24 protein-coding genes are annotated in these 24880 nt (G+C 67.9%); 19 read left to right on the top strand and 5 right to left on the bottom strand.

Features of this window, described 5'->3' with window-relative positions; translation table 11 throughout:
- Nucleotides 1–13 precede the first annotated feature (13 nt).
- From ASC95_RS24050 to ASC95_RS23990, 13 genes are all read left to right on the top strand, one after another.
- Nucleotides 14–955 (top strand): carbohydrate kinase, encoded by a 942-nt coding sequence (locus tag ASC95_RS24050; RefSeq protein WP_057300185.1) that lies wholly within the window; start codon nt 14–16, stop codon nt 953–955.
- A 74-nt stretch (nt 956–1029) separates the two neighbouring features.
- The gene (locus ASC95_RS24045; protein ID WP_057300184.1) at nt 1030–1833 is read left to right on the top strand and encodes an enoyl-CoA hydratase-related protein; all 804 of its coding nucleotides are present in this window, start codon (nt 1030–1032) and stop codon (nt 1831–1833) included.
- On the top strand, nt 1833–2261 hold the full coding sequence (paaI, locus tag ASC95_RS24040; RefSeq protein WP_057300183.1) for a hydroxyphenylacetyl-CoA thioesterase PaaI: 429 nt from the start codon (nt 1833–1835) through the stop codon (nt 2259–2261). Before ASC95_RS24045 ends, paaI begins: the two co-directional genes overlap by 1 nt.
- Entirely contained in the window at nt 2258–3556 is a 1299-nt protein-coding gene (gene paaK, locus ASC95_RS24035; RefSeq protein WP_057300182.1) for a phenylacetate--CoA ligase PaaK, read from the top strand. Before paaI ends, paaK begins: the two co-directional genes overlap by 4 nt.
- A 10-nt stretch (nt 3557–3566) precedes the next feature.
- Nucleotides 3567–4571 carry a 1,2-phenylacetyl-CoA epoxidase subunit PaaA gene (gene paaA, locus ASC95_RS24030; RefSeq protein WP_057300181.1) on the top strand — a complete coding sequence of 335 codons (1005 nt, stop codon included), beginning with the start codon at nt 3567–3569 and terminating at the stop codon, nt 4569–4571.
- 12 nt (nt 4572–4583) lie between these two features.
- Nucleotides 4584–4877 (top strand): 1,2-phenylacetyl-CoA epoxidase subunit PaaB, encoded by a 294-nt coding sequence (paaB, locus tag ASC95_RS30915; protein WP_057300180.1) that lies wholly within the window; start codon nt 4584–4586, stop codon nt 4875–4877.
- Nucleotides 4877–5641, top strand: a complete 765-nt coding sequence (paaC, locus tag ASC95_RS24020) for a 1,2-phenylacetyl-CoA epoxidase subunit PaaC (RefSeq protein ID WP_057300179.1) — start codon at nt 4877–4879, stop codon at nt 5639–5641. Before paaB ends, paaC begins: the two co-directional genes overlap by 1 nt.
- Nucleotides 5635–6105 carry a 1,2-phenylacetyl-CoA epoxidase subunit PaaD gene (gene paaD / locus ASC95_RS24015; RefSeq protein WP_057300178.1) on the top strand — a complete coding sequence of 157 codons (471 nt, stop codon included), beginning with the start codon at nt 5635–5637 and terminating at the stop codon, nt 6103–6105. Before paaC ends, paaD begins: the two co-directional genes overlap by 7 nt.
- Before the next feature lies 1 nt (nt 6106).
- Nucleotides 6107–7165 carry a 1,2-phenylacetyl-CoA epoxidase subunit PaaE gene (paaE, locus tag ASC95_RS24010; protein WP_057300177.1) on the top strand — a complete coding sequence of 353 codons (1059 nt, stop codon included), beginning with the start codon at nt 6107–6109 and terminating at the stop codon, nt 7163–7165.
- Entirely contained in the window at nt 7165–7782 is a 618-nt protein-coding gene (locus ASC95_RS24005; protein WP_057300176.1) for a TetR/AcrR family transcriptional regulator, read from the top strand. The genes paaE and ASC95_RS24005 overlap by 1 nt, the downstream gene beginning before the upstream one ends.
- Nucleotides 7783–7811: 29 nt before the next feature.
- On the top strand, nt 7812–8957 hold the full coding sequence (locus ASC95_RS24000; protein ID WP_057300175.1) for an ABC transporter substrate-binding protein: 1146 nt from the start codon (nt 7812–7814) through the stop codon (nt 8955–8957).
- Nucleotides 8954–10996: a phenylacetic acid degradation bifunctional protein PaaZ gene (gene paaZ, locus ASC95_RS23995; protein ID WP_057300174.1), complete on the top strand. Its 2043-nt coding sequence runs from the start codon at nt 8954–8956 to the stop codon at nt 10994–10996. The genes ASC95_RS24000 and paaZ overlap by 4 nt, the downstream gene beginning before the upstream one ends.
- Nucleotides 10993–11319 (top strand): MmcQ/YjbR family DNA-binding protein, encoded by a 327-nt coding sequence (locus ASC95_RS23990; protein ID WP_057300173.1) that lies wholly within the window; start codon nt 10993–10995, stop codon nt 11317–11319. Before paaZ ends, ASC95_RS23990 begins: the two co-directional genes overlap by 4 nt.
- Nucleotides 11320–11321: 2 nt before the next feature.
- Here ASC95_RS23990 and ASC95_RS23985 read toward each other — a convergent pair whose 3' ends face one another.
- A complete protein-coding gene (locus ASC95_RS23985; RefSeq protein WP_235538031.1) occupies nt 11322–12035 on the bottom strand; it encodes a C40 family peptidase in 714 nt (237 codons plus the stop codon).
- A gap of 244 nt (nt 12036–12279) precedes the next feature.
- Here ASC95_RS23985 and ASC95_RS23980 point away from each other — a divergent pair, with 244 nt between their 5' ends.
- Together ASC95_RS23980 and ASC95_RS23975 are read left to right on the top strand one after the other, a co-directional pair.
- Nucleotides 12280–14172, top strand: coding sequence for a propionate--CoA ligase (locus ASC95_RS23980; protein ID WP_057300172.1), 1893 nt, complete (start codon nt 12280–12282; stop codon nt 14170–14172).
- Nucleotides 14173–14237: 65 nt separating this feature from the next.
- Complete coding sequence (locus ASC95_RS23975) at nt 14238–16208, top strand: M3 family metallopeptidase (protein WP_057300171.1); 1971 nt, start codon at nt 14238–14240, stop codon at nt 16206–16208.
- Here ASC95_RS23975 and ASC95_RS23970 read toward each other — a convergent pair whose 3' ends face one another.
- Nucleotides 16209–16685 carry a hemerythrin domain-containing protein gene (locus tag ASC95_RS23970; RefSeq protein WP_057300170.1) on the bottom strand — a complete coding sequence of 159 codons (477 nt, stop codon included), beginning with the start codon at nt 16683–16685 and terminating at the stop codon, nt 16209–16211.
- A 43-nt stretch (nt 16686–16728) separates the two neighbouring features.
- Complete coding sequence (argH, locus tag ASC95_RS23965) at nt 16729–18126, bottom strand: argininosuccinate lyase (protein ID WP_057300169.1); 1398 nt, start codon at nt 18124–18126, stop codon at nt 16729–16731.
- An 86-nt stretch (nt 18127–18212) separates the two neighbouring features.
- Here argH and ASC95_RS23960 point away from each other — a divergent pair, with 86 nt between their 5' ends.
- Genes ASC95_RS23960 through ASC95_RS23950 form a run of 3 tightly spaced genes read left to right on the top strand, consistent with a single transcriptional unit; the run spans nt 18213 to nt 21384 of the window.
- Complete coding sequence (locus ASC95_RS23960) at nt 18213–19322, top strand: sensor histidine kinase (RefSeq protein WP_157256476.1); 1110 nt, start codon at nt 18213–18215, stop codon at nt 19320–19322.
- Complete coding sequence (locus ASC95_RS23955; protein ID WP_057300168.1) at nt 19319–20152, top strand: LytTR family DNA-binding domain-containing protein; 834 nt, start codon at nt 19319–19321, stop codon at nt 20150–20152. Before ASC95_RS23960 ends, ASC95_RS23955 begins: the two co-directional genes overlap by 4 nt.
- 23 nt (nt 20153–20175) lie before the next feature.
- Nucleotides 20176–21384 carry a hypothetical protein gene (locus tag ASC95_RS23950; RefSeq protein WP_057300167.1) on the top strand — a complete coding sequence of 403 codons (1209 nt, stop codon included), beginning with the start codon at nt 20176–20178 and terminating at the stop codon, nt 21382–21384.
- A gap of 169 nt (nt 21385–21553) precedes the next feature.
- Here the strand turns inward: ASC95_RS23950 and ASC95_RS23945 are convergent, their stop codons facing one another.
- A complete protein-coding gene (locus ASC95_RS23945) occupies nt 21554–22348 on the bottom strand; it encodes an alpha/beta fold hydrolase (RefSeq protein WP_057300166.1) in 795 nt (264 codons plus the stop codon).
- Nucleotides 22349–22577: 229 nt separating this feature from the next.
- On the opposite strand from ASC95_RS23945, the gene ASC95_RS23940 reads away from it, so the two are divergent.
- Nucleotides 22578–23645 carry a glycine zipper 2TM domain-containing protein gene (locus ASC95_RS23940; protein ID WP_057300165.1) on the top strand — a complete coding sequence of 356 codons (1068 nt, stop codon included), beginning with the start codon at nt 22578–22580 and terminating at the stop codon, nt 23643–23645.
- On the opposite strand, the gene ASC95_RS23935 is transcribed toward ASC95_RS23940, so the two are convergent.
- Nucleotides 23642–24877 carry a GGDEF domain-containing protein gene (locus ASC95_RS23935; RefSeq protein WP_057300164.1) on the bottom strand — a complete coding sequence of 412 codons (1236 nt, stop codon included), beginning with the start codon at nt 24875–24877 and terminating at the stop codon, nt 23642–23644. The two genes, ASC95_RS23940 and ASC95_RS23935, sit on opposite strands and share 4 nt — an antisense overlap.
- Nucleotides 24878–24880: the final 3 nt, after the last annotated feature.

Genomic DNA, 24880 nt, shown 5'->3' with positions numbered 1-24880 from the left:
TGAATCGGCACGGATGGCCGAGATCCTTCACCCCGACTTGCCGCAGTTCATTGCGTTTGGCGAAGCGCTGACCGATCTGATCCGCATCGGGCCGGACCGTTGGCGCAGCGCCTGCGGCGGTGCACCCTGGAATGTGGCGGTCGCGATGTCGGCGCTGGGCCAGCTGAGCGCCTTTGCGGGCGCCATCAGCCAGGACCCTTTTGGTGCCGAGATCTGGCAATGCAGTCAGGAAGCCAACCTTGACATGCGCTTCATACAGCAACTGCCGCGACCGCCGCTGCTCGCCGTGGTGCACGAGGTCGACCCGCCGCGCTATTTCTTCATTGGCCAGGACAGCGCCGACCTGCATTTCCGTCCCGAGGGCCTGCCCGTGGGCTGGACGCGTGGGCTGCGCTGGGCGCACTTCGGCAGCCTGGGCCTGGTGCGCCAGCCGCTTGCCGCGCGGCTGCTGTCGCTGGCCGAGGCCTTGAAGGCGGAAGGCCGGCTGATCAGCTATGACCCCAACTTCCGCGCGCCGCCGATGGACGCCAGCTACGACGACACGCTGGAGCAGATGTGCCGGCTGGCCGACGTCATCAAGGTGTCCGACGAGGACCTGCGCGGCTTGTTCCGCCTGCCCGACTACCGTTCCGGCCTGGCGCAGATCGCCGCCTGGAACCCCGGCGCCTGGCTGCTGCTGACGCGCGGCAAGGCGGAGGCGACGCTGTATCACGGCGTCGAGGAGGCCACGGGCAGGCCGCCCCGAGTGGACGTGGTGGACACCGTGGGCGCCGGCGATTCGACTTTGGCCGGCCTGCTGGACAGCCTCATGCGCAACGCCGGCGCACCGGCCGAACACCACCTGCGCTGGGCGCTGGCGGCCGGCGCCGCGGCCTGCACGGCTTCGGGCTTTGCACCGCCTCGGTCGGGCCATGTCGCCGCCCTGGTCGACGCCGTCGAAATCATCAAAGACTAGGGTTTTCCCGCGGCGCACTTGATCCAAATCAAGGTCGCTCCTACGATTAACCGACCGGTCGGTAGAGAAATTCCATGTCCGAACACCTGATCCAGATTGAACAGCACGGCGCCGTGCGCCTGCTGCGCCTGAACCGCCCCGAGGCGCTCAATGCGTTCACGGCGGCCATGCTGGGCCAGCTCCGCCAGGCGCTGGAAGGTGCTGCCGAGGACGGCACGACGCGCTGCGTGCTGATCACCGGCGCCGGCCGCGCCTTCAGCGCCGGCCAGGACCTGGCCGACCCGCATGTGGCGCCCAGCCGGGAGGCCGGTACGGCGCCGAAGGACATTGGCCACATGCTGGACCACTACTACATCCCGCTGGCGCTGCGGCTGCGCAGCATGCCGGTCCCGGTGGTGGCCGCCGTCAACGGCGTGGCGGCCGGCGCAGGCGCCAACATGGCCTTCGGCTGCGACCTGGTGTTGGCGGGCGAAAGCGCCAGCTTCATCCAGGCCTTCTCCAAGATCGGCCTGCTGCCGGACTGCGGCGGCACCTGGCTGCTGCCGCGCCTCGTCGGCCGTGCCAAGGCGCTGGAGCTGGCGCTGCTGGGCGACAAGCTGAAGGCGGTGGAGGCCGAGCGGCTGGGGTTGATCTCGCGCGTGGTGCCAGATGCCGAGTTGCAGGACACCGCCATGACCATCGCGCAGAAGCTGGCCGGCATGCCCACGCGGGCGCTGGTGGAGACCCGCCGCGCGCTGGATGAAGCGCTGAAGCTCGACTTCGAGCCCGCTCTCAAGCTCGAGGCAGCGCTGCAAAGCCAGTTGGGCTTTTCCTACGACTACCAGGAAGGCGTGGCGGCCTTCATGGACAAGCGCAAGCCCGAGTTCAAGGATCGGTGATGGATGCGCAAGCCGTAGCGGAAAAGGTCCGTGAAGTCATGCTGGCGGACGATGCCGCGACCAAGATGCTGGGCATGGCGATCACCCAGGTCGGCCCCGGCCGCGCGGTCGTGACGATGACGGTGCGTGCCGACATGCTGAACGGATTCGCCATCTGCCATGGCGGCCTGATTGCGACGCTGGCTGATTCCGCCTTTGCCTTCGCCTGCAACGCCCGCAATGCGCTGACGGTGGCGTCGGGCTTTGGCATCGACATTCTGAAGAGCGCCAAGCTGGGCGACGTGTTGACCGCGACGGCCGAGGAAACCTCGCTGGCGGGCCGCACCGGGTTGTACGACATTGCAGTGAAGAACCAGAACGGCGACCTGATCGCGATGTTCCGCGGCCGCTCCTGCCGGCTTGGTGAACGAAAGGTGTTCGAAGCATGACCGTCAAGACACCTGCCCCCGGCGACCTCGAGCCCATCGAAACCGCCAGCCGCGACGAGTTGCAGGCGCTGCAGCTCGAGCGCCTGCGCTGGAGCCTGCAGCACGCCTACGACAACGTGCCGCACTACAAGGCGAAGTTCGACGAAGCCGGCGTGCACCCGTCCGACCTGAAGACGCTGGCCGACCTGGCGAAGTTCCCTTTCACGACCAAGCACGACCTGCGTGCCAACTACCCGTTCGGCATGTTCGCCATGCCGCGCGAAAAGCTGGCGCGCATTCATGCCTCGTCGGGCACGACGGGCAAGCCGACGGTGGTGGGCTACACGCTGAAGGACATCGACCACTGGGCCAACCTGGTTGCGCGCTCCATCCGCGCCGCCGGTGGCCGCGCGGGCGACCTGGTGCACGTGGCCTATGGCTACGGCCTGTTCACTGGGGGCCTGGGCGCGCACTACGGCGCCGAGCGGCTGGGCTGCACCGTCATCCCGATGAGCGGCGGCCAGACCGAGAAGCAGGTGCAGCTGATCACCGACTTCAAGCCCGACATCATCATGGTGACGCCGAGCTACATGCAGGTGCTGGTGGAGGAGTTCATCCGCCAGGGCCTGGACGCGCGCGAGTCGTCGCTGAAGGTCGGCATCTTCGGCGCCGAGCCCTGGACCGAGGCCATGCGCCGCGACATCGAGGCCAGCGCCGGTATCGACGCGGTCGACATCTACGGCCTGTCCGAAGTGATGGGCCCGGGCGTGGCCAGCGAATGCATCGAGAGCAAGGACGGCCCCGTCATCTGGGAAGACCATTTCTACCCCGAGATCATCGACCCCGAGACCGGCGGGGTGCTGCCCGACGGGTCCGAAGGTGAACTGGTCTTCACGTCGCTGTCCAAGGAAGCGATGCCCGTCATCCGCTACCGCACGCGCGACCTGACGCGCCTGCTGCCACCCACCTCGCGCAGCATGCGCCGCATGGGCAAGATCGTCGGCCGCAGCGACGACATGCTCATCATCCGCGGCGTCAACCTGTTCCCCACGCAGGTGGAGGAGCTGGTGCTGCAGGAGAAGGGCCTGGGTGGGCAATACCAGCTCGTCGTCAGCCGCAACGGGCCGCTGGACGAACTGCTGATCCGCTGCGAGCTGGCGCTGGGCGCCACCGATGACGGCATCGGCCGCCGCCTGTCCGAGCGCATCAAGAACCTGATCGGCGTGACCGCCACGATCAGCGTCGAGCCGAACAACTCCATCGAACGCACGCTGGTCGGCAAGGCCCGGCGCGTGGTGGACCAACGCAAGAAGTAAGGAGCGAGCGATGTACACGCAAGCGATGGACCTGATGGCTCGTGAAGCTAAGCCCAAGGTCGTGAAGTCCGCGGAGGACCTGCAGCGCGAGGAGGCGTTTGAAGCCCGCATCGACGCCGGCGACTTCATCGAGGCCAAGGACTGGATGCCCGAGCACTACCGCAAGACGTTGGTGCGCCAGATCAGCCAGCACGCGCACAGCGAGATCGTCGGCATGTTGCCCGAGGGCAACTGGATCACGCGTGCGCCGACGCTCAAGCGCAAGGCCATCCTGCTGGCCAAGGTGCAGGACGAGGGCGGCCACGGCCTATACCTCTACGCCGCGGCCGAGACCCTGGGCACCAGCCGCGACGAGATGACCGAGGCGCTTCTGTCGGGCAAGGCCAAGTACAGCTCCATCTTCAATTACCCGACGCTGACCTGGGCCGACATCGGCGTCATCGGCTGGCTGGTGGACGGCGCGGCCATCATGAACCAGGTGCCGCTGTGCAGGTGTTCGTATGCGCCGTATGCGCGGGCCATGATCCGCGTCTGCCGCGAGGAGAGCTTCCATCAGCGCCAGGGCTATGAAAGCCTGCTGACGATGATGCAGAAGGGCACGGACCAACAAAAGGCCATGGTGCAGGACGCCGTGAACCGCTGGTGGTGGCCGTCGCTGATGATGTTCGGCCCGGCGGACAAGGACTCGCCGAACTCCGAGCAGAGCATGCGCTGGGGCATCAAGCGCGTCACCAACGACCAGCTGCGCCAGAAGTTCGTCGACGCGACCATTCCCCAAGCCGACATCCTCGGCGTGACCGTGCCGGACCCGGCGCTGAAATGGAACGCCGAGCGCGACGCTTATGACTTCGGCGACATCGACTGGAGCGAGTTCTGGCGCGTGGTGGGCGGCGAAGGCCCCTGCAACCGTGAGCGCCTGGCCGCTCGCAACAAGGCCTGGGGCGACGGCGCCTGGGTGCGTGACGCGGCCTTGGTCCATGCGCGCAAGCAGGCCACCAAGGCGCAAGCCGCCTGAGGACAATAGAAAATGAGCAATCCGAAAAACGAGTGGCCTCTCTGGGAGGTCTTTGTGCGCAGCAAGGCGGGCCTGGACCACAAGCACTGCGGCAGCTTGCACGCGGCCGATGCGCCCATGGCCATCCAGATGGCGCGCGACGTCTACACGCGCCGCCAGGAAGGCACCAGCATCTGGGTTGTGCGCTCCGAGCAGATCGTGGCCAGCGACCCGACGGAGAAGGGCAGCCTGTTCGATCCGGCCGACGACAAGGTCTACCGCCATCCGACGTTCTATGAACTGCCGGACGAACTGAACCACATGTGATGGACGCCAAGACCACCTACGTCCTGCGCTTGGGCGACACCTGCCTCATCCACAGCCAGCGCCTGTCCGAATGGGCCGGCCACGCACCGGTGCTGGAGGAAGACCTTGCGCTGTCCAACATCGCGTTGGACCTGCTCGGACAGGCGCGTGCGCTGCTGACCCACGCCGGCCAACTGGAAGGTACCGGCCGCGATGAGGACCAGCTCGCCTTCCTGCGCGAGGAACGCGACTACCGCAACATCGTGCTTGTCGAACTGCCCAACGCGGCGGCCAGCCCGAGCGACGGTGGCGGCGGGCGCGACTTCGCACTGACCGTCGTGCGCAACGCGGCTGTGGCGATCTGGCTGGAGCTGTTGTACGACCGCCTGCAGACCAGCCTCGACACCGAACTGGCCGGCATCGCCGCCAAGTCGCTGAAGGAAGTGCGCTATCACCGCCAGCACAGCAGCGACTGGGTCGTGCGCCTGGGCGACGGCACGGACGAATCCAAGGCACGCATGCAGGCGGCGCTGAACGTGCTGTGGCCCTACTTCAACGAGTTGTTCGCCGCTGATGGCGTGGACGGCATAGGCCCGGCGTGGAACGTGCTGGAGCCCGAATGGCGCGCCCGCTGGGCCACGCTGATGCAGGAAGCGACTCTGACGTTGCCACGTGAAAGCGCGATGCAGCCGCACGGCATCGACGGCATCCACAGCGAGCACATGGGCCGCATGCTGGCGACGATGCAGCACCTGCAACGCATGTATCCCGGAGGCGTGTGGTGAACCTGGAATCCGCCCGCGCCAAGCTCGCCGCCGTGCCCGACCCCGAGATCCCGGCGGTCAGCCTGGTGGAGCTGGGCATCGTGCGCGACCTGCGCGAGACAGCTTCGGGCGTCGAGGTCGTGCTGACGCCGACCTACAGCGGTTGCCCGGCCACCGAGCTGATCGCCGACGACGTGCGTGCGGCGCTGGCCGAGTTCGGCGACGTGACGGTGACGATGCGGCGCGCGCCGGCCTGGAGCACCGACTGGATCACGCCCGAGGGCCGCGCGAAGCTGCAGCAGTACGGCATCGTGCCGCCGCAGTGCAGCGGCGAGCAGGCCATCCGCATCGTGCCGCGGCTGCGCTGCCCGCGCTGCGACAGCGGCCGCACGGAACAGCTGTCGCGCTTCGGCTCCACCGCGTGCAAGTCCACGTGGCGCTGCATCGAGTGCCTCGAACCCTTCGAATACTTCAAACCCATCTGAGATGGCACTTCACTTCCACCCCCTGCGCGTGAGCAGCGTCGAACGCGACACCGACGACGCGATGGTCGTCGGCTTCGACGCCCCGCCCGAGGGCTTTGCGTTCGAGCCAGGTCAGTACCTGACACTGCGCGCCAGCGTCGGCGGCCAGGAACTGCGTCGCAGCTACTCCATCTGCTCCGACCGCCGCCTGCAGGTCGGCATTCGCCGCGTCGATGGCGGCGCCTTCTCCAGCTGGGTGCACGATCAGCTGAAGCCCGGTGACGTGATCGAGTCGTATCCGCCGCAAGGTCGCTTCGTCCTGCCCAAGTCCGAGGACGGTCGTCACGTACTCTTCATCGCCGGCGGCTCAGGCATCACGCCGATCATTGCCATCCTGACGGCGTTGCTGGAGCGTGAGCCGGCGGCACGGGCGACGCTGATCTATTCGAACCGCCGCACCGCGTCGACGATGTTCAAGGAAGAACTCGAAGACCTGAAGAACCGCTTCATGACGCGACTGTCGCTGCACCTGATCTTCAGCCGCGAGGTGGTCGATGCGCCGCTGTACGGCGGGCGCCTGGACGCCGGCAAGCTCAGCGCCTTCCTGGCCGGCCCGGTGCCGCCAGGCAGCGTGGACGAGGTCTTCGTCTGCGGCCCCTTCGAGATGAACGACCAGGCCGAGGCCGCGCTGCGGGGCGCGGGCATCCCGGCAGAGCGAATCCACATCGAGCGCTTCGGCACGCCGGAGACGCTGTCCGGCCGGCCGGTGCCGCACGAGGTCAAGCCCGGCGATGCGCCGCAAGCCCGGGTGACCGTCATCCGCGACGGCCTCTCGCGCGAGATCGAGTTCCATTCCAGCGACCCCAGCCTGCTCGACGCCGCCGCCCGCGAAGGCATGGACGTGCCCTTCTCCTGCAAGAGCGGCGTCTGCTCCACCTGCCGCTGCAAACTCATCGAGGGCGAGGTGCGCATGGACAAGAACTTCGCGCTCGACAAGGCGGAGGTGGCTGCCGGCTTCATCCTCAGTTGCCAAGCGCATCCATTGACCGAAAAGGTCGTCATCTCTTTCGACGAGCGCTGATGGCCCGCAAACGCGCCCCTGGCTTCGAAGCCCAGCGTGAGGACATCCTCGCCGCTGCCGCCCGCCTGTTCGCCGAGCAGGGCTTCAGCGCCACATCCATGAACCAGGTCGCCGAGGCCTGCGGCGTGGCCAAGCCGACGCTGTATCACTACTTCCAGGACAAACAGGAGCTGCTGGCCCAGATCTGCGACAGCCATGTGCATGCGCTGCTGGCGCTGGTGGAAGAGGTCAAGGCGCGGCAGCTGGCGCCCGACGCGCAGTTGCGCGCCCTCATCGAGCGCTTCACGCGTTCCTATGCCGACGCCCAGGCCCAGCACCGCGTGCTGACCAGCGAGATCAAGTTTCTCGCCGACGTCGAACGTGAACGCCTGCTCGACGTGGAGCGCCGCGTCGTCAGCGAGTTCGCCGCGGCCATCTGCCTGCTGCGGCCCGAGCTGCGCGAAGCCAAGCTGCACAAGCCGCTGACCATGCTGCTTTTTGGCATGATCAACTGGACCTTCACCTGGCTGCGGCCCGACGGCGAGCTCACGCACGAGGCACTCGCTACCCTGGTCAGCGATCTGTTCTTTGGTGGCCTCGGCGCGGTGCAACTGCGCCAGCCCGCCCTCGTTCCATAACCCCGATGACATCCCGAGGAGACGACCCCATGAAGCCATTCAAACAACTCGCCCTGGCCCTGGCCGCCACGCTGAGCCTGGCGGCCCAGGCTGACATCACTGTCGGCGTCACGCTGTCTGCCACCGGCCCGGCGGCCTCGCTCGGAATCCCGGAAAAGAACACTGTCGCGCTGATGCCGACGGCCCTCGGCGGCCAGAAGGTCAACTACATCGTGCTGGATGACGCCTCGGACACAACGACGGCCGTCGCCAACACGCGCAAGTTCATCACCGAGAACAAGGTCGACATCGTCATCGGCTCCACCGTCACGCCCAACTCGCTGGCGATGATCGACGCGGTGTCGGAGTCCGGCACGCCGATGATCTCGATGGCGGCTTCGGCCCGCATCGTTGAGCCGGTGGACGCCAAGAAGCGCTGGGTCTTCAAGACGCCGCAGAACGACATCATGATGGCCCTGGCCATCGTGACCCACATGGTCGACAACGGCATCAAGACGGCCGGTTTCATCGGCTTTGCCGATGCCTACGGTGAAGGCTGGTGGGGCGAGTTCAACAAGATTGCCGCGACCAAGAAGCTCAACATCGTTGCGAGCGAACGCTACAACCGCACGGATACCTCCGTCACCGGCCAGGTGCTCAAGCTCGTCGCCGCCAGGCCTGATGCCATCCTCATCGCTGGCTCAGGCACGCCCGCCGCGCTGCCGCAGAAGGCGCTGAAGGAGCGCGGCTATGCCGGCAAGATCTACCAGACCCACGGCATTGCCAACAACGACTTCCTGCGCGTCGGCGGCAAGGATGTCGAAGGCACGCTGCTGCCCGCCGGCCCGGTGCTGGTCGCGGCCCAGCTGCCGGCCGACCATCCGGTGAAGAAGAGCGCCCAGGACTACATCGCCAAATACGAGGCCGCCCACGGCAAAGGCTCGGTCTCAACCTTTGGCGGCCATGCCTGGGACGCCGGCCTGCTGCTCGCCGCCGCCGCGCCCGAGGCGCTGAAGAAGGCGCAACCTGGCACGCCCGCCTTTCGCGCCGCGCTGCGCGATGCGCTGGAGAACGTGAAGAACCTGGCCGGCGCGCATGGCGTCTACACCATGTCCTCGGGTGATCACCTGGGCCTGGACCAGCGCGCTCGCGTGATGGTGCAGATCAAGGACGGCCAGTGGGTGTTGCTGAAGTGAGCACGCTGCAGAGCTATATCGCCGGCCGCTGGGTCGGCGAGCGCGCCGCCAAGCCGTTGGCCAGCGCCATCAACGGCCGTGTCGTCGCACACACGCATGAAGAGGGCCTGGATTTCGCCGAGGCCATGGCCTTCGCGCGCGGCACGGCTCTGCCCAGCCTGCTGCGCACGCACTTCCAGGACCGCGCCCGCGTGCTGAAGGCGCTGGCCGCCTACCTGATGGAGCGCAAGGAAGAGCTCTACGCAATCAGCGCCCACACCGGTGCGACGCGCAGCGACTCCTGGATCGACATTGAAGGTGGCATTGGCACGCTGTTCGCCTACGCCTCCATCGGCGGCAAGGACCTGCCCAGCAGCAACGTGCTGCACGAAGGCCCGCCGATGCGGCTGGGTGCCGACAACCACTTCATCGGCAGCCATGTGATGGTGCCCAAGCGTGGCGTGGCCCTGCACATCAACGCCTTCAACTTCCCGATGTGGGGGATGCTGGAGAAGTTCGCACCAAGCTTCCTGGCTGGCATGCCCTGCTTGGTCAAGCCTGCCACGGCGACCAGCTATGTGGCCGAGGCCTGCGTGCGCCTCATTGTCGACTCGGGCCTGGTGCCGGCCGGCGCACTGCAGCTCATCATCGGCGGCACGGGCGACCTGTTCGAGCGGCTGGACGAGTCCGACGTCGTCACCTTCACCGGCAGTGCCGATACCGCGCTGATGCTGAAGGCCCATCCGAACCTGCTGAAAAAGAGCATCCCCTTCAACGCCGAGGCCGACAGCCTGAACTGCGCCATCCTGGCGCCGGACGTGACGCCGGACGACCCGGAGTTCGACCTCTTCGTCAAGGAAGTGGCCCGCGAGATGACGGCCAAGGCCGGCCAGAAGTGCACGGCCATCCGCCGCGCCATCGTGCCGGCCTCGCTCGTCGATGCGGTGGCCACTGCACTGAAGGCGCGCTTGTCCAAGACGGTGGTGGGTGACCCGGCTGTCGAAGGCGTGCGCATGGGCGCGCTGGCCAGCAAGGCGCAGCAGGCCGACGTGACCGAACGCGTCGCCCAGTTGGCCGAGAACTGCGAGCTGCTGCTGTCCGGGCGCGACGGTTTTGCGCCCAAGGGCGAAGGTGTCAGCGACGGCGCGTTCTTCGCCCCGACGCTGCTGCTGGCACGCGACTCCGCGGCCAGCGACGCCCATCACCTGGAAGCCTTCGGCCCGGTGACGACGCTGCTGCCCTACGGCGATTTCGAGGAGGCCCTGCACCTGGCGACGCTGGGCCGCGGCAGCCTCGTCGGCACCATCTGCACGAAGACGCCGGCGCTCGCTGCGCAAGCTGTGCCGACCTTTGCCGCCTGGCATGGCCGCATGCTGGTGCTGGACCGCGAAGCCGCGCTGGAGAACACCGGCCATGGTTCGCCGCTGCCCAAGCTCAAGCACGGCGGCCCTGGCCGCGCGGGCGGCGGCGAGGAACTGGGTGGCCTGCGCGCGGTGAAGCACTACCTGCAGCGCTGCGCCGTGCAGGGCTCGCCGACGATGATCTCGGCCATCACCGGCGAGTACCAGCGCGGTGGCGCGGTCACCGAGAGCGAGATCCACCCGTTCCGTCGCTACTTCGAGGACGTCGAGGTGGGCATGAGCCTGCTGACGCACCGCCGCACCGTCGGCGAGGCCGACATCGTCGCCTTCGGCGGCCTGTCGGGCGACTACTTCTACATGCACTTCGACGAAGTCGCGGCCAGGGAGTCGCCGTTCGGCCAGCGCATCGCCCACGGCTACTTCGTGCTGTCGGCGGCGGCAGGCCTCTTCGTCAGCCCGGCGCCCGGCCCGGTGCTGGCCAACTACGGCCTAGAGAACCTGCGCTTTGTCACGCCGGTGGCCATCGGTGACACCATCCAGGCGCGCCTGACCGCCAAGCGCAAGATTGATCGCCCGCCGCGCGACGACCAGCCGGCGCAAGGCGTCATCGGTTGGGACGTGGCGGTGACCAACCAGCGCGGCGAGCTATGCGCGAGCTACGAGATCCTGACGCTGGTGGCCAAGCGCGTCGCGGGATGAACGCCCAGCAGGCCCGGGCGCTCGCCTTGGGCCTGCCCGGCGCGGTCGAGAAGCCGCATCACGAGCTGACTTCCTTCCGCCTGCCGGGTGCCAAGGGCAGGATCTTCGCGACCATGACGCCGGACGGCACCGAGCTGCGCGTCTTCATCAAGGACGAGGATTCTCGGGATGCGTGGATCGATCGTGAGGCGGGCGTCGTCGAGCCGCTGTTCTGGGGCGCCAAGCGCTGCGGCGTAAAGCTGTTGCTCGCGAATGCCAGGCCGGGCTGCGTCAAGGCGTTGCTCGCGCAGTCCTGGCGCGAGAACGGCGGACCGGACGCCTGAAGTTAGCGAGTGACCGGGCCTTCGCCCGCAGCCGCCTTCAGGTCAGCCCGGCGCGCGCCGGTGAAACGCTTGGCCCAGTAGGAATCGCGCATGTCTTCCACCCGCACGGCGCTGCCGGTGCGCGGTGCGTGGATGAACTTGCCTTCGCCCACGTAGATGCCCACGTGGCTGAAGGTGCGCTTCATGGTGTTGAAGAACACCAGGTCGCCGGGCTTGAGTTCGCTCTTGCCGATGGGCAACAGGCTGTCGTCTTTGGCCTGCTCGTCGGCGCGGCGCGGCAGCACCAGGCCCACGCTCATCTCGAAGATGTGGCGGGTGAAGCCGCTGCAGTCGAAACCGTTCTCGACCGAATTGCCGCCACGGGTGTAGCGCACGCCCAGGAAGTTCATGGCCGACAGCACGAGGTCCGACGCGGTGTCGCGCACGCTGGCCAGCAGGCGAGATGACCCGCCTTGCTCGGCACTGGCCAGCAGGCCGCGATCACTGAGGAAGCGACTGACGGCGTCCTGGGGCGTTGCCGGCTTAGTCGCGGTGGTCGGTTGTGCCGCGGCCTTGTCCACGGCCGCCTGCTGCTGCAGGCTCTGGCCATAGGCGCCGGTCATCGTGCCCGGCGGCGGCATGATCGTCGCGGCTTGCGCTACGCCCTGCGCATGCGCGGCACAGCTGACGACCAGGAGGCCGGCAACAGCGATGCGGTTCAGCAGGGCAGTGGACAAGTGCATTCAGGAACGAGAGAAACCGGGGCGGACCGTGGGCGGTCGCGATAGCGGAGTGGGACAGCGGCGCGGAGGTTAGGGGGGCACCCCGGCACCGTCAATCGAAGCGGGCGTAAAGGGCGCGATTTTCAGGGCAAACCCCGGCTTTGCCGACGGCGAACCCCGTAAAAACCCTGCAATTCATCACGCCAAGGTGTTGCGAAAGGTCAGATTGCCGTCAGTGCCCCGGATCCACACTCCGCGCATGACCAAGTCCTATGCCGAATTCCACGGACGCTCCTTGAGCGAGCGCGACGCCTTCTGGGCCGAGCAGGCCAGGCGCATTGATTGGCGGACGCCACCGCAGCAGATCTGCGACGCCAGCCAGCCGCCGTTCGCGCGCTGGTTCGTGGGGGGCACGACCAACCTCTGCCACAACGCGGTGGATCGGCATGCTGCGGTGCGGCCCGAGGACCGTGCGCTGATCTGGGTGTCGACCGAAGTCGGGCAGGAAAAAGTCTTCAGCTTTGCCGAACTGCAGGCCGAGGTCGAGGTGATGGCCGCCATCCTGATCGCGCAGGGTGTGGGCTCGGGCGACCGCGTGCTGATCTACATGCCCATGATTCCGGAGGCCGCGTTCGCGATGCTGGCCTGCGCGCGCATCGGCGCTATCCATTCGGTCGTGTTCGGTGGCTTCGCCTCGGTCAGCCTGGCCAGCCGCATCGAGGACGCGACGCCGAAACTCATCGTCAGCGCCGACGCGGGCAGCCGCGCTGGCAAGACGCTGCCCTACAAGCCGCTGCTCGACGAGGCCGTGCAGTTGTCCGCGCACAAGCCGGCCGCGGTGCTGATGGTGGACCGCGGCCTGGCGCCCTTCGAGCGTGTGGCTGGCCGCGACCTGGACTACGCCGCGCTGCGCCGCCAACATGCCGACGCTTGCGTACCCTGCGTCTGGCTCGAGTCCAACGCGCCAAGCTACACCCTCTACACCAGCGGCACAACGGGCCGGCCCAAGGGCGTGCAGCGCGACGTTGGCGGCCATGCGGTCGCTCTGGCCACCAGCATGGACTGGATCTTTGGCGGCAAGGCCGGCGAGACGTTCTTCTCCACCAGCGACATCGGCTGGGTCGTGGGCCACAGCTACATCGTCTACGGGCCATTGATCGCCGGCATGGCGACGCTGATGTACGAAGGCACGCCGGTCAACCCTGACGCCGCCGTGCTGTGGAGCCTGGTCGAGAAATACAAGGTGACCGTCATGTTCAGCGCCCCGACCGCGGTGCGCGTGCTGAAAAAGCACGATGCCGCGCTGCTCAAGCGCCATGACCTGTCGTCGCTGCGAGCGCTCTTCCTGGCCGGCGAGCCGCTGGACGAGCCCACGTCGAGCTGGATCGCCGACGGGCTTGGCGTCCCAATCATCGACAACTACTGGCAGACCGAGACCGGCTGGCCGCTGCTGACGGTCGCCCATCACATCCCCGGCGTCGAGGCGGTGCCGACACGCCTGGGCTCACCCGGCGTGCCGATGTATGGCTATGACGTGAAGCTGCTCGACGAGAACACCGGTGCCGAGCTCACCGAGCCCAACCAGAAGGGCGTGCTCGTCATTGAACATCCGCTTCCGCCGGGCACGCTGCAGACGGTCTGGGGCGACGACGCGCGCTTCGTAAACACCTATTGGAAGAGCGTGCCGGGCCGCGAGGTGTACTCCACCTTCGACTGGGCCTCTCGCGACGCCGACGGCTACACCTTCATCCTCGGCCGCACGGACGACGTCATCAACGTGGCCGGCCACCGCCTGGGCACGCGTGAGATCGAGGAATGCATTTCCGGCCACAAGGCGGTGGCCGAGGTAGCCGTCGTCGGTGTGGCCGATCAGCTCAAGGGCCAGGTCGCCATCGCCTTCGTGGTGCTGCGCGACCCCGGCCAGGCCTCGCTCACGCTGGAGGGCGAGGTCATGAAGCATGTCGACGCCCAGTTGGGCGCCGTGGCGCGGCCGGCTCGCGTGCATTTCGTGACGCTGCTGCCCAAGACCCGCTCGGGCAAGCTGCTGCGCCGCGCGCTGCAGGCCGTGGCCGAGGGGCGTGATCCGGGCGACCTGACGACGCTGGACGACCCCTCCGCGCTTGCCCAGGTAAAAACCCTGCTGCAGAAATAGGGGAGTGCCGAACGGCTGACGCCGATCCGGCCGAGAGAATCGCGCCCTTCCCACAAGGAGACGCGATGAAACCCGTCCTGACCACGCTCGCCACCCTGGCGCTGCTCGCCACCGCGCACGCTCAACCCAAGCTGCCTGACCCCAATTTCCCGACCTTCGGCAGCGTTGCCGATGTGCAGACTCGCTGCGACACCGGCCTCAAGGGCGCCAGGCAGCGCGTTGCGCAGCTGGAGAAGCGCAAGGTCGACACCGGCTGGCTGGCCGCCTATGACGACCTGACCGTCTATCTGGAGGACAACCAGGGCCCCAACGACTTCGTCCTCAACGTCCATCCCGACAAAGCCGTGCGCGACGCCGCCCAGGCCTGCTCACTGCGTTGGGCTGACTTCGGCTCCAGCTTCGGCCAGAACGAGAAGGTCTACCGCGCGCTGCAGAAGGCGCCCAAGAAGGACGCCATCGATGCCGAGCTGGTGCGCCTGGCCTCGGGCCAGTTCGAGGACAGCGGCGTGGCCTTGGCCCATGGCAAACGCGAGCGCGCCAAGCAGATCCTGGACAAGCTGACCGAGCTGGACCAGCAGTTCAACAAGAAGATCCGTGACGCCGGCACCCGCGTCGCCTTCACGGAGGCCGAGCTCAAGGGCGTGCCCGCGAGCGTGTGGGAAAAGGCCAAGCGCGACGAGCAGGGCCGCATCCTGCTTGGCGTGGACTACCCGAGCTATGTCCCGGTCATGCGCAGCGCCGAGAGCGGCGAAGCGCGCCAGCGCATGTGGCTAGCCAAGGTCAACGAGGGCGGCCAGTCCAACCTCGACCTGCTGGCGCAGATCGTCACGTTGCGTGGTGAATACGCCAAGCTGTTCGGCTTTGACAACTATGTCGACTTCAACCTGCGCCGCCAGATGGCCAAGGACGGCGCGACGGCGACGCGCTTCCTCGACTCCGTGACCGGCGCCGTCAACGCGCGTGAGGCCACCGAGCTGCAGGAGCTGCGTGCCGACAAGGCCAAGCACCTGGGCACGCCGCTGGAGCAGACCAAGGTCGAGCGCTGGGACGCGACCTTCTACAGCGAGCGCGTCAAGCTGCAGAAGTTCAGCGTCGACCAGAACGCCTTCCGCCCCTATTTCCCGCCGCAAGCCAGCCTGGAGTTCGCGCTGCATGTCATCGAGAAGATGATGGGCGTCAAGTACACGCGCATCGACAACAAGCTGTGGCAGGACGAGGCGCAGACCTATGTGGTCAGCGATGCGGCCTCGGGCAAGGCCATCGCCCAGCTGTATGTGGACCTCTACCCGCGCGACGGCAAGTACAACCACGCGGCCGTCTGGCCGCTGCGCGGCAGCGCCACGCGCATCGGCCGCACGCCGGCGGCGGCCCTTGTCGTCAACTTCGACCGCAACGGCCTGACGCTGGACGAGGTCGAGACCCTGCTGCACGAGCTGGGCCACGCGGTGCATGTAGACCTGTCCAACACGCGCTATGCGGCCACGGCCGGCACATCTGTCATGCACGACTTCGTCGAGGCGCCGTCGCAGATGCTGGAGGACTGGGTCTACGACAAGAAGGTGCTGAAGCTCATGCAGGAGGTCTGCCCGACCTGCAAGCCCGTGCCCGATGCGATGGTGGACCAGGCCCAGGCCGCCAAGCACTACGGCAAGGGCGGGCTGTTCGGCCGCCAGCACCTGTACGCCAGCTACGACATCACGCTGCACCAGCAAGCCAAGCCCGAGCCCATGCCGCTGTGGGCCAAGATGGAAGGCGCCACGCCGCTGGGCCATGTGCAGGGCACGATGTTCCCGGCCGGCTTCGCTCACATTGCCGGCAGTTATGGCGCGGGCTACTACGGCTATCTGTGGAGCCTGGTGGTGGCGATGGACCTGCGCACGGCATTTGCGGCCGGCAAGCTCAACCCCGAAGTCGGCAAGCGCTACCGCGAGCTGGTGCTGGGCCAGGGCGCGCAGAAGCCCGCGCCGGAGCTGGTCAAGGACTTCCTCGGCCGCGAGTCCAACTCGCAGGCGTTCTTCGAGTACCTGAAGAAGTAATCAGGCGCAGCTGCCCGAGCCACAGCTGTGGCTCGCGGCGGTCTCAGTGGCTGGCTGACGGCATTCGCCCGTCACCGGGTCGAACCCGCGCTGCTCCATCGTCCAGACCAAGGCCGCGTCCATCATCTCGGCGTGCTGCGGAAACCAGCCCGCCAGCTCCGTGCGCAGGATGTTCAGCGGCTCTCGGTCGTTCAGCTCGTTGGCATAGCGCAGTGCCTCGCGCATCACCTTGAGCACCATGGCGTGCTGGCTGGCATGGCAGTTCTGCGCCTCGAAGCCGCAGCGCGCCATCCAGTCCTCTTCCATCGCGAAGTGGGCCTCGGTGTGGGCCAACAGCGCGTGGTAAGCGGGCAGGGCGTCCATGCCATCGTCGAGTGCGGCGCCAAAGGCGTTCAGCAGGTCGACGAATTCCTGGTGGGTGGTGTCCAGCGTGGGCTGGTTCAGGACCAGTGTGTCGGTCCAGGCAAGCGTGGTCATGCGGTGATGCTAGTGAAGCGCGCCAAACGCGTGTTGAGCCAGCTCAAACCAGCCGCGCGCGGTGGCGAGCCACTTGCGCGCGTACCTGGGCCGGCGCGGTGCCGCCCAGCACATTGCGGGCGTTCAGCGAGCCTTCCAGCGACAGCACGTCGAACACATCCGCCTCAACGCGCGCATCGAAGGTTTTCAGCTCTTCAAGCGTCAGTGCGGCCAGGTCGACACCCTTGGCCGTCGCCGTCTTCACCGCATGCGCAACCACCTCGTGCGCGTCACGGAAGGCCACGCCCTTCTTGACGAGGTAGTCGGCCAAATCGGTCGCGGTGGCATGGCCCTTCAGCGCGGCGGCGCGCATGGCCTCGGGTTTGACGGTCAGGCCGGCCAGCATGTCGGCAAAGATGCGCAGCGTGTCCTTCAGCGTGTCCACCGTGTCGAACAAGGGCTCCTTGTCCTCCTGGTTGTCCTTGTTGTAGGCCAGCGGCTGGCCCTTCATCAGCGTCACCAGGCCGACGAGGTGGCCGACGACGCGGCCCGTCTTGCCGCGCGCCAGTTCGGGCACGTCGGGGTTCTTCTTCTGCGGCATGATCGACGAGCCGGTGCAAAAGGCATCGGGCAGGGCGATGAAGCCGAAGTTCTGACTCATCCACAGGATCAGTTCCTCGGACAGCCGCGAGATGTGCAGCATCACCAGCGTGGCCGCCGACGAGAACTCGATCGCGAAGTCACGGTCGCTCACCGCATCCAGGCTGTTTTGGCAGACGCCCTCCATGCCCAGCGTCTTCGCGACGCGCTCGCGGTCCAGCGGGTAGCTGGTGCCAGCCAGGGCGGCAGCGCCCAGCGGCAGGCGGTTGACGCGCTTGCGGGTGTCCCCCATGCGCTCGGCATCGCGGGCGAACATCTCGACATAGGCCAGCAGGTGGTGGCCGAAGCTGACCGGCTGCGCCACCTGCAGGTGGGTGAAGCCGGGCAGGATGACGTCGGCATGCTCGCTGGCCTTTTCCACCATCACGGTCTGCAGGGCCTTGAGCAGGCCGCCGATCTCGTCGATCTCGCCGCGCAGCCACAGCCGCACGTCGGTGGCCACCTGGTCGTTGCGGCTGCGCCCGGTGTGCAGGCGCTTGCCGGCGATGCCGACGCGCTCGGTCAGCCGCGCCTCGATGTTGAGGTGCACGTCCTCCAGGTCCAACTTCCACTCGAACTGGCCGGCTTCAATCTCGGCGGCAATTTCGCCCAGACCGCGCTGGATGGCGGCATGGTCCTCGGTGCTCAAGATGCCTTGCGCCGCCAACATCTCGGCATGAGCGAGGCTGCCGGCGATGTCGGCCCGCCACAGGCGCTGGTCGAAGCCGACGCTGGCCGTGTAGCGCTTGACCAGATCGCTCATCGGCTCCGAGAAGAGGGCGGACCAGGCTTGGGATTTGTTGGCGAGTTGGTTGTCTGACATGACTGAGATGGGCTGGCGCTGGATTTCAGCGCGCAAAATGCACGCGCAGCCCGGGATTATCGAACGCCAACAAATCCGAGCCCCACATGCCCTTCTTCAAGCGCCGCGCGCCGGCGCATCACAGCGTCTGGCACGAGTCCATGCAGCTCAGCCAATGGCTGGGCTTCGCGGCCACCGAGCTGCCTGAACTGCCCGAACTCAACAAGGCGCCGCTGCTTGACCCGACGCGCGCCTTCGACGTCTGCCACGTTGGCCTGGTGCTGCGCGCCGTGCTTGGCGTGCAGCTGTTGCTGGCCCTGGGGGCGGCCGTCGTCGCACGCGATGCCGGCCAGTGGCTGACGCTGACGGCCAACGGCACGGTCGTGACCATGTTCGCCGTGTTGTCCTGGCTGCTCGTCGTCTGCGCGGCCAAGCGGCTGTGGCCGCGCCTGCCCGAGCCGGTGCAGTGGGGCGCGCTGATGCTGCTCGGCGCCGTCGGTGCCTTGATGGGCTTTGGCCTGCTGAGCCTGACGAGCGAAGACCCGTCCAGCGCCTGGCGCATCGCCAGCATCGCTGCCTGCGGCGCCAGCGGCGCGGCCCTGCTGCTGGCCTGGCTGAAAATGCGCGAGCACACCCAGCGCCCGGCCGACGCTCTGGCCCAGCTCGTCGAGCTGCAGTCGCGCATCCGGCCGCACTTCCTGTTCAACACGCTGAACAGTGCCATCGCCCTCGTGCAGATCGACCCGGCACGCGCCGAGAGCGTGCTGGAGGACCTGGCGGAGCTTTTCCGCGTCGCCCTGGCCGACGCCAGCACCTCGGTCACGCTGGCCGAGGAGGTCGAACTGGCGCGCCGCTACCTCGCCATCGAGCAGATCCGCTTCGGCAAGCGGCTGCGCATCGTCTGGCACCTCGACCCTGAGGCGAACAGCGTGCGCGTACCGCCGCTGCTGCTGCAGCCGCTGGTGGAGAACGCTGTGCGCCATGGCGTCGAGCCCAATGACGAGGGTGGCGAGCTGGAGGTCACCACGGTGCGCCGCGGCGCCGAGGTCGAGATCCGCATCGTCAACACCGTCGGCGGGCCGACGCGAACGGCCGGCCATGGCCTGGCCCTGCGCAATGTGCGCCAGCGGCTGAAGCTGATGCACGATGTCGCCGCGCGCTTCGAGATCGAATCCACCGAGCAGCGCTTTTCCTTGCGTATCCTGGTGCCGTTATGACCACAGCCCTGCGCGTCCTTCTCGTCGACGACGAACCTCTGGCCCGGCTGCGCCTGCGCGGCCTGGTCGACGCCATCCAGGAACCGCGCTGCGAGGTTGTCGCCGAGGCGGCCACCGGTTCCCAGGCCGCGGCCTGGCTGCGTGAGCATGGCTGCGACATCGTGCTGTTGGACGTGCAGATGCCCGGCGCCGACGGCCTGCAATTCGCCGACAGCCTCGTCCAGCGTCAGGCGGACCAGCCTGGCCTGCCGGCGCCGCTGATCATCTTCGTCACGGCCCACGCCATGCATGCGCTGCGCGCCTTCGAGCTTGACGCGCTCGACTACCTGACCAAGCCGGTGCGCCGGGAGCGCCTGCAGGCCGCCCTGGCCCGCGCCGCCCAGCGCCTGGCCGAGCGGGGGGCCGCCCAGGCCCAGCAGCCGTTGGATGCGCCTTCTGCACCCGACACGGCCGACTTCGTCACGCTGACCGACCGGGGCCGCCTGCTGCGCGTGCCGATCGCGGAGGTGCTGTATTTCAAGGCCGAACTGAAATACCTGACGCTGCGCACCGCCAGCGAAAGTCATGTGATGGACGGAGCGCTGTCCGACCTGGAGCAGCGCTTCGGCGAGCGCTTCCTGCGCGTGCACCGCAACGCGCTGGTGGCGCGCTGGGCCGTGCGCGAACTGGAGCGCCACGCGCCGACGTCCTTCGGCGAGCTGGATGGCGGTGACTCCACTGAGGTAGCCGACAGCTGGGCGGTGCGCGTCGTCCATGTCGACGAATGGCTGGCCGTGTCGCGCCGCCAGGTAGCGGCCGTGCGCGAGGCACTGGCGGGGCAGGCGCGTTGAGGCGAGGCAGGAGGTGGCTGGCGTTGGGCCTGCTGATGCTGGCGACTGCCTGCGGCCTGGCCGGGTGGCGGGTGTTGCGGCCACCGCAGGCCGGCTCGGCGGCGCCAGTCGCCGCGCCATGGGTCGCGGCCAGCTCGACGTCCGTGCCAGCGCTGGCGGCTGAGGCCGCGCGGTCCATCGCGGCCTCCGCGGTGCAGCCACAGGCCAGTGGGTCGGCGGGCGCCGAGTCGAAGGAGTTCGTCGAGGTCTGCGGCTTCGGCCGCGTGAAGCGCGCCGACATGGATGGCAAGAGCGAGGAGCCGCCGCCTTGGGCGCAGGTCTGGGAGCGGCAGGCCGAGGAGGGCAGGGCCAGCCTGCTCAGGCGTCTGGAGGCGGGTAGCCCGGGGCAGCGCATCTCCGCCGCCGTGCTGCGTGACGACGTGCAGGCGGCCGCCGCGCTCGCGGCCACGACCACCGACGCGGCAGCCTATCGCCTGGCACTGAGCGCCTGCCGCAACGATGCAACCCGCCGATTTGCTTTCGCCAGGCCGCCTTTGCCGCCGGCGTCGAATCCCAGTGGTGTGTTCCTGACAGAACCGCAGGCCCCCGGTCCTCTGCCGACGGCCTGTGCGGCACTGACCCTGGAAAGGCTGGAGCTGCTTAACCCCGGCGATGCCTGGCCCTGGCAAGCCCGCATGCAGGACAGCCAGCAGCGTGGCGACGCAGCGGGTGTTTCCCAGGCCCTCTATCAATTCGCCCAGCGTGCCCGCACGGCCCCGCCATTCAGGCCGCTATCCATCGCCATGGCCGAAGTCGCGGCGGCCGAGCCGACGCCGGAGGAGGCCATGGCTCTGATGATGGTGCTCGGGAAAGACATGGTCATCATGCAAAGCCCGCACTTCGAGATCTCGCGCGCGTGCCGCCCCGAAACGCTCGGTGATGCCAACCGGCGCCAGCTTTGCGAGCAGGCCGTGCGACGCCTGCCCGAGATGACGACGGAGCTCATCGAAGCCAGCCTGCTGTACAGGCTGGAGGAGCGCGTCGGCCTGGCGCACAGCGCCAAGGCTCTGCAGCGCGATGAGGGCAATCGGGTCCTTGAGGCGATGGCGGCAGACTCGATGCGGTGGTTGAAAGAGCCCAGTTGTGGCAGCCTCAGCCGCATGGGGCGACAGCTCGCCCTGCTGGCCCGCCAGGGCGAGCTGGCCTATGCCCGCACGGTGATGAAGGACAGGCCGGCATCCGCGCCGCCCTGAGGCGGCCGGCCTTGCGTATGCCGACGGCATGACTGCACGGACGCATCGCTGGGGTGGGATCGTGGCAGCCGGGGTGACGGCCTACCGGCGGCGTCGAGTGCCGGTGCGGCCATCCTGGCGCGCATCATGGCCACGCCGCGCCAGCCAGCCTCAGCCAGCAAGGGTTGAGTCAACCTGCTGGTACCCGCTGCATCGCCCCCAGGCTCTCCAGGATCAGCGCATTGACCCGCCCCGCCTCGGCAATCGGCGCCATGTGGCCGGCGCCTTCCAGCATCTGCAGCTTCACCAGCGGTAGGCGCACTGACAGGCTCTGCGCCACGCGGCGGGCGCTGGCGCGGGTGGCGCCGCCGCAGATCAGTTGCACCGGCATGCGCAGCAGGTCCAGCAAGCTGTCGCTCCATTGCGCGGCGAACAGGGCCTCGAAATGGCGGCGCACCGTCGGCATGGCTTCGGCGATACGCAGCTGCGCGGCGATGTCCATCTCGGGCCAGACGTCGCGGCCCTGCCAATAGGCGCAGAAACCGCGCGCGGCGCCGAAATCGTCGCTGCGGTCGAGTGCGGCACCCAGCGTGGCGGCGACCGCGCTGATTTCCTCCCACTCCGGCTCGTTCGGACCCAGGGCTGGCAGCACGCCGAAGGCCACGGGTTCGTACAAGGTCAGCGACAGCACGCGCTGCGGCTGCTGCAGGGCCATCTGCAGAGCGACGGCACCTCCATAGCTGTGGCCGACGAGATGAAAGCCCTGGTTGGTTGCGAACGGCAAGCCGGCCAGCACGCCGTTGGCTTCGACGGACAACTGGCTGGGCATCAGCTCCGGCCAGTCGGGCCGGCCGCCATGGCCGTAGAGATCGGGCGTGTGCCACTGCCAGGCGTCACCACCCTGGGCAACGAGGCGGCGCCATTGCTTGCCGCTGGCGGCGCTGGAGTGCAGGCAGACGACGTGGGTGGCGTGGGGCTCGGTCATGGCGATCTCCGGTGTGTGGCGGCATCCTCCGGTGCCCGTGTTTCAAGCGGGCTGCGGAGAGCCGGGCGTTTGTTTCATTCGTTTCAGGCCGCCGCGCCGGAGCTCGACGCAGGGGATCACGAACCCACTCGCATGTAGGTATGGGCCTACCCGTGAGCAGGCCGCAGGCCGATGTTTGCTGCACTGCGGTGGCGCCTAGGCTGGGGCTCCCAATCAACAGGAGCGCGCAATGAAGCACGCCAAGCATTTCTCTGCAACGGCCCTGGCCTGCGCGCTGGTGGCCGGCACTCCCTTCCTGGCCGAGCCAGCCCAGGCGCAGCGCAGCAGCCAGGTGGCGATGCGCGTGACGGGGTTCGACGTTGAGCAGGTCGACCGCCTCGAGCCGGGCGCCGAGCTGAACTTCACGGTCTGGGGCACACCGGGGGCGACGGTGCTGCTGCAGATCGACGGCAGCCGCCGCACGGTGCGCCTGGACGAGACCAGCGCGGGCCGCTATCAGGGCAGCTACATCATCGGCCGCTCGGACCGCATCGGGCCGGATTCGCGGGTGCATGCCAATCTGCGCCGTGACAACCGGGTCACGACAGCGCTGCTGGGCGAAGCGCTGCAGGTGGGCTGGCCGGTGCCGGGCGAGACGGCGCTGCGGCCGGAGATCCAGTCCATGGACGTTGTGCGCGAACGCGGTCGTGGCCGCGCCGATGCGCTGCGCTATACCTTGCGTGGCACCCCTGGTGGCCAGGCCTCCGTGCTGCTGCAGGGCAGCGAGACCCGCAACATCATCCTCGAGGAGATCCGCCCCGGCGAATATGCCGGCACCTATGTGCTGCCGCGCGGCGCCTGGGTGGATACCGAGCGACCTTTGACGGCGCAGTTGCGCCTGGGCGATCGCAGCGTGCGCAGCAGCGTGCCCAATGCGTATGCCAGTGTGAACCTGCCGCCGCGCCGCGCCGAGGCCTCGTGCTATGACTGCGCAACCGTGCAGGCCGTGAATGCCGTGCAGGTCGACGGCGAAGGCCGCGTGCTGGGCACGGTGGCCGGCGGCGTGCTGGGCGCGGTGGTGGGCAGCCAGTTCGGCAAGGGCGACGGCCGCACGGCCGCTGGCGTGGCCGGTGCGGTGGGTGGCGCGCTGCTGGGCCGTGAGATCCAGAAGCGCAACAGCGAGCGCACGCAGTACGAAGTGGTGGTGCGCATGAACGACGGCCTGCAGCGCACGGTCGTCTATGCCGACCCGCCGTCCTTCCGCGTGGGCGACACCGTGCGCGTCGTGGGCGACACGCTGGCCGCCTACCAACGCTAAGCGTCCGAGGTGACGCGGTTGCGGCCCGCCGCCTTGGCGCGGTAAAGGGCCGTGTCCGCGGCGGCAAAGAGCTGGTCCAGCGGGCGCTCGCTGTTCATGGCCGCCACGCCGAAACTGGCAGTGACGCGCAGGCCGTCGCCGAAGTCGTGCTCTGCCACCAGGGCGCGCAGCTTCTCGGCGATGGCCACAGCCTGCATGAGGCCGGTGTCCCGGCAGACCAGCAGGAACTCCTCGCCGCCCCAGCGTCCGAGCAGGTCCTGGCCGCGCACGTGGCTGCGCACCAGCTCTGCGAGGCCCGCCAGCACCCGGTCGCCGGCCTGATGGCCGCGGGTGTCGTTGACGGCCTTGAAATGGTCGATGTCGAGGAGCACCAGGCACAGAGGATGGCGGTGCTCGCGCCAGTCGGCCACAGCCTGCTGCAAAACGTCCTCCAGCCCTTTGCGGTTGTAGGCGCCGGTCAGCGCGTCGGTCGTCGCCATCTGCACGAGTTGCTGGCTGCGGGTCTGCAGATGGACCAGACGCATCAGCAGGTAGAGCAGCGCCAGCCCCAGCCAGATGCTCATGATGAGGAGGTACCAGTGCTCGGTGGACAGGTACTGCACGTCGTACTCGATCTTCTTGAGCACGAAGCGGTAGTCTCCCAGCGGCGCCTCGGTGCCAGTGACGACTTCGAGCGTGACGACGTTGTCGAACTCCGGGCGGCCCAACTGCGGCGCGATATGGAACTGCTGCATCCACCAGTTGGCGACAACGAAGTTGCGCAGGTCTACCTCGACCATGCCGCCCTGGATGGAGGCGGTGTTGATCTCGATGTGGTTGTACTTGGCGGCGTCTTCCTCCTGCTGCGGAAGGCCGTAGGCGGGGCTGGCATTGCGCAGCTGGATCTTCAGCGTGCTGGCGGGGCCGGCATAGTCCAGCCACAGCCGGATGCGGCGGACCTCGCTGAGGTCCAGCCCCTTGACCAGTTGCGGGTCAAAGCGCACCGCCACGCCGCAGTAGGGATAGCGAAAGCGATCATGCAGGGTGCAGCGCAGTTCGAAACCCTGACCCGGGCCGCGACTGACCTCGGTGTTGCCGCCGTTGCGGCGGTCGGACATCGGTTCCACGCGGATGGCACCGTCCGGCGTGATGACCCGCACCTGCTGCAATAGCGCATCAGAGAACCGGACCGCCGCCACGCTGAGCAGCAACAGCAGCAGCAGGCTGTACTCGAAACGCCACTTGAACCCCATGCC

The organism is Pelomonas sp. Root1217, from assembly GCF_001425705.1.
In the GTDB taxonomy this organism is placed as follows: Bacteria; Pseudomonadota; Gammaproteobacteria; order Burkholderiales; family Burkholderiaceae_C; genus Pelomonas.
This window is presented reverse-complemented; position numbering and strand designations above follow the sequence as displayed.

Bases quoted from the DNA above. Each gene is read 5' to 3' on its own strand.
- ASC95_RS24050 (WP_057300185.1), top strand. From the start codon at position 14: ATGGCCGAGATCCTTCACCCCGACTTGCCGCAGTTCATTGCGTTTGGC.
- ASC95_RS24045 (WP_057300184.1), top strand. From the start codon at position 1,030: ATGTCCGAACACCTGATCCAGATTGAACAGCACGGCGCCGTGCGCCTG.
- paaI (WP_057300183.1), top strand. From the start codon at position 1,833: ATGGATGCGCAAGCCGTAGCGGAAAAGGTCCGTGAAGTCATGCTGGCG.
- paaK (WP_057300182.1), top strand. From the start codon at position 2,258: ATGACCGTCAAGACACCTGCCCCCGGCGACCTCGAGCCCATCGAAACC.
- paaA (WP_057300181.1), top strand. From the start codon at position 3,567: ATGTACACGCAAGCGATGGACCTGATGGCTCGTGAAGCTAAGCCCAAG.
- paaB (WP_057300180.1), top strand. From the start codon at position 4,584: ATGAGCAATCCGAAAAACGAGTGGCCTCTCTGGGAGGTCTTTGTGCGC.
- paaC (WP_057300179.1), top strand. From the start codon at position 4,877: ATGGACGCCAAGACCACCTACGTCCTGCGCTTGGGCGACACCTGCCTC.
- paaE (WP_057300177.1), top strand. From the start codon at position 6,107: ATGGCACTTCACTTCCACCCCCTGCGCGTGAGCAGCGTCGAACGCGAC.
- ASC95_RS24005 (WP_057300176.1), top strand. From the start codon at position 7,165: ATGGCCCGCAAACGCGCCCCTGGCTTCGAAGCCCAGCGTGAGGACATC.
- ASC95_RS24000 (WP_057300175.1), top strand. From the start codon at position 7,812: ATGAAGCCATTCAAACAACTCGCCCTGGCCCTGGCCGCCACGCTGAGC.
- ASC95_RS23990 (WP_057300173.1), top strand. From the start codon at position 10,993: ATGAACGCCCAGCAGGCCCGGGCGCTCGCCTTGGGCCTGCCCGGCGCG.
- ASC95_RS23980 (WP_057300172.1), top strand. From the start codon at position 12,280: ATGACCAAGTCCTATGCCGAATTCCACGGACGCTCCTTGAGCGAGCGC.
- ASC95_RS23975 (WP_057300171.1), top strand. From the start codon at position 14,238: ATGAAACCCGTCCTGACCACGCTCGCCACCCTGGCGCTGCTCGCCACC.
- ASC95_RS23970 (WP_057300170.1), bottom strand. From the start codon at position 16,685: ATGACCACGCTTGCCTGGACCGACACACTGGTCCTGAACCAGCCCACG.
- argH (WP_057300169.1), bottom strand. From the start codon at position 18,126: ATGTCAGACAACCAACTCGCCAACAAATCCCAAGCCTGGTCCGCCCTC.
- ASC95_RS23960 (WP_157256476.1), top strand. From the start codon at position 18,213: ATGCCCTTCTTCAAGCGCCGCGCGCCGGCGCATCACAGCGTCTGGCAC.
- ASC95_RS23955 (WP_057300168.1), top strand. From the start codon at position 19,319: ATGACCACAGCCCTGCGCGTCCTTCTCGTCGACGACGAACCTCTGGCC.
- ASC95_RS23945 (WP_057300166.1), bottom strand. From the start codon at position 22,348: ATGACCGAGCCCCACGCCACCCACGTCGTCTGCCTGCACTCCAGCGCC.
- ASC95_RS23940 (WP_057300165.1), top strand. From the start codon at position 22,578: ATGAAGCACGCCAAGCATTTCTCTGCAACGGCCCTGGCCTGCGCGCTG.
- ASC95_RS23935 (WP_057300164.1), bottom strand. From the start codon at position 24,877: ATGGGGTTCAAGTGGCGTTTCGAGTACAGCCTGCTGCTGCTGTTGCTG.